Origin of the sequence: Pseudomonas sp. EGD-AK9 (genome assembly GCF_000465935.2) — a bacterium.
In the GTDB taxonomy this organism is placed as follows: Bacteria; Pseudomonadota; Gammaproteobacteria; order Pseudomonadales; family Pseudomonadaceae; genus Aquipseudomonas.
The window spans coordinates 1-2988 of sequence record NZ_AVOF01000371.1 but is presented as its reverse complement, the minus strand read 5'-3'; the positions used below and the strand labels follow the sequence as shown (position 1 = coordinate 2988).

The 2988-nt window shown below is 68.2% G+C and carries 4 protein-coding genes; 1 reads left to right on the top strand and 3 read right to left on the bottom strand.

Features of this window, described 5'->3' with window-relative positions; translation table 11 throughout:
- The coding region (locus tag N878_RS16560; RefSeq protein ID WP_031303302.1) for a PAS domain-containing protein at positions 1 to 426 on the bottom strand (426 nt) is incomplete at its 3' end.
- A 285-nt stretch (positions 427 to 711) separates the two neighbouring features.
- Between N878_RS16560 and N878_RS16555 the strand changes: the two genes are divergently transcribed.
- Entirely contained in the window at positions 712 to 1734 is a 1023-nt protein-coding gene (locus tag N878_RS16555; protein WP_021444723.1) for an AraC family transcriptional regulator, read from the top strand.
- A gap of 17 nt (positions 1735 to 1751) precedes the next feature.
- Here N878_RS16555 and N878_RS16550 read toward each other — a convergent pair whose 3' ends face one another.
- Complete coding sequence (locus tag N878_RS16550) at positions 1752 to 2597, bottom strand: SDR family oxidoreductase (protein ID WP_021444722.1); 846 nt, start codon at positions 2595 to 2597, stop codon at positions 1752 to 1754.
- Between the two features lie 39 nt (positions 2598 to 2636).
- On the bottom strand, positions 2637 to 2988 hold a 352-nt coding region (locus tag N878_RS29030; RefSeq protein ID WP_036988071.1), incomplete at its 5' end, for a hypothetical protein.

Genomic DNA, 2988 nt, shown 5'->3' with positions numbered 1-2988 from the left:
CAGCGAGACCGCCGCGCGGCCCTGGTTCAGGCGTGCATACAGCGCGCTGGCGCGGCGCACCTGGTCGGCGTCCGGCTTGACCCGCACCGACTCGTAGCCCACCACCCGGCCCTGCTCGAGGACCGGCGTGACATAGGTGTTGACCCAGTAGTGGTCGCCGTTGCTGCAGCGGTTCTTGACGATGCCCATCCAGCTCTTGCCGGCCTTGAGGTACTCCCACATCTGCGCGAAGACCTGCGCCGGCATCTCCGGATGGCGCACCAGATTGTGCGGGCTGCCGATCAGTTGCTCGCGGCTGAAGCCACTGACGGCGACGAACTCGTCGTTGCAGGAGGTGAGCAGCCCCCTGAGGTCGGTGGTGGAAATCAGACGTTGGTCGGCCGGATAGGTACATTCGCGGCCACTGAGCGGCATGTTGACTCGCATGGTTGCTCCTACGCGTGGTTGTGCCGCACCGGCTGTGCGGACAGCTGCACTGCGCCGCGGCCAGCGCGGGCCAGAGCGACAGGAGCAGTGCCGCAAGCGCCAGTCTCGGGGCGGCGGTGCCGGGCGCGAATGCCCGGCAGACCGGCCAGGATAGTAGGAGCTCGCCCCCGCACCGGCTTCGCTTTGGCTGCCAGGCACTTTTCATTTCATGACTAACGTTTTATAAGCTAGAGGCATGTCCAAGCCCTGCGGCCAGCCCGAGCCGCCCCGAGAGCGAGCCCCTGCATGACCGCCCAAGCCCGTGCCGCCGTGTTGACCAACTACCTGGAAGTGGCGCGCCAGTACGGCCTCAATACCCGCGTGCTGATGGCCCAGGCGGGCCTGACGCAGGCCATGCTCAACGACCCCGACCAGCGCATACCGGTCGAGGCGGCCATCCGCCTGATGGAAGATTCCGCCCGCGAAAGCGGCTGCGAAACCCTCGGCCTGCGCATGGCCGAGCTGCGTCAGCTCTCCGACTTCGGCGAGGTCAGCCTGCTGCTCAGCCACCAGCACAGCCTGCGCGATGCGCTGCAGGTGATCGTGCAGTACCGCCACCTGATGAACGACTCGCTGGCGATCTATATCGAGGAAGCCGGCAAGACGGTGCTGATTCGTGAGGAAGTGGTCAGCGAATACCCCAGCCACAGTCGCCAGGCCATCGAACTGGCCATCGGCGTGATGTACCGCTTCTGCGCCGCCCTGCTCGGCGCGCACTGGCACCCGATCAGCGTCAACTTCAGCCACGAGGCCCCGGCGGATCTCTCCGTGCACCGGCGCATGTTCGCCTGCCCCCTGGAGTTCGGCAGCGAATTCAACGGCATCGTCTGCCCCTCGACCAACCTGGATACCGCCAACCCGCTGGCCAATGCCGCCATGGCCCGCCACGCCCAGCGCTACCTGGACTCGCTGCAGGGCTCCAGCGAACACTCGCTGACCCTGGACGTGCGCAAGGCCATCTACCTGTTGCTGCCCATGGGCCGCGCCACCATCGAACAGATCGCCCAGGCCCAGGGCATGAACGTGCGCACCCTGCAGCGGCGCCTGGAGGAGGACGGCGGCACTACCTTCAGCGAGTTGATCAACAGCGTGCGCCGCGAACTGGTGATCCGCTATATGGAGAACCCCGGCTATTCGCTGGCGCGCATCGCCGACATGCTCGGCTACTCGCTGCCCAGCTCCTTCACCCGCTGGTTCATCTCGCAGTTCGGCATGCCGCCGGCGACCTGGCGCGAGCAGCACCAGGTCGGCTCGCGCAAAGGCGGCTGAAGCCCCTCAGAGCCTGTTCAAAGGCTGCTGCGCCGCGGCAACGCGCCGCGCCCTGCCAGCAGGCGGTCACGCCAGCGGGTCGGCAACCAGGCGGCCAGATGCCACATCGGATGCAGGGGATAGCGCGGCTTCGGCCTGCTCGCGCGGATCGCCCGCAGCACCGCCAGGCTGACGCGCTCCACCGCCGCGCCCTGTCGCGCGCTGCGTTCCACCCGCTCCAGCAGCGCCTGCACTGCAGCCTGATAATCCGTGCCGGCGTAGCGCGGATCGGCCTTGACCTTGCCCCAGATCGCGGTACGGATCGGCCCCGGCTCGATCAGCACCACCTCGATGCCGTAGATGCCCAGCTCCACCCGCAAGGCGTCGCTGACCGCCTCCAGCGCATGCTTGCTCGCCGCGTAGCAGCCGGCCAGCGGCGTGGTCAGGCGCCCGGACACCGAGCCGATATTGATCAGCCGACCACGGCCGGCGCGACCGGGTCCGGCGCCGAGCAGGGGCGCGAAGGCCTGGGTCACGCCGATCAGGCCAAACAGGTTGACCTCGAACATGGCCCGCATCTCCGCCAGCGGCTGCAACAGCAGCGGGCCGGTGGGCGAGGCGATACCGGCGTTGTTGATCAGCGCCGCCAGCCCCTGCCCGCTGACCCAGGCCTCGACCTGGCGCACCGCGTCCGGCAGCGCCGCCTGATCGGTGACGTCCAGCAGCAGCGGATGGAAGGCCTCGCCCAGCTGCTCGCGCAGCCGTGCGGCCTCGTCCTGACGACGCAGCGTGCCTATGACCCGGTAACCCTGATCGAGCAACAGACGGGCACAAGCCAGGCCGATGCCGGAGGAAACGCCGGTGATGAGAACGAAGGGCTGCATGCCGTTGACTCCTTGCAGTGGGGGGTGGGAAATATCGGTTCAGGGCGCCGGCTGGCGCAGGCTCGCGGCCAGCTCGTCGAGATCGAGCACGGCGCGGCTGAGGTAGAACTCCGCCCCACCCTGCCCGCGCGTCTCCGACGCCTGCAGCAACGGGCGGACGAATTGGTAGCTGCTGCGGATCTTGGCCAGCGCCTCGGCATGCTCGGGCAAAAGCAGGCGCAGCTGCGCGAAACGCGCCTCGAGCACCTGGTCGAGCGCCTGCGGCGAGAGCTGGGCGAAGGCCACAGGCACGCCCGACGGCCAGGGGTAATGACGTATCTGGTAATCGAGCAGCAGGCTGGCCAGATCCAGGCTCTGCTGCCCCAGCAACTGCAGCGGCGTCGGCGCCTCG

Excerpts from the sequence above, each read along its gene's own strand:
- N878_RS16555 (WP_021444723.1), top strand. The coding sequence starts at position 712 with ATGACCGCCCAAGCCCGTGCCGCCGTGTTGACCAACTACCTGGAAGTG.
- N878_RS16550 (WP_021444722.1), bottom strand. The coding sequence starts at position 2,597 with ATGCAGCCCTTCGTTCTCATCACCGGCGTTTCCTCCGGCATCGGCCTG.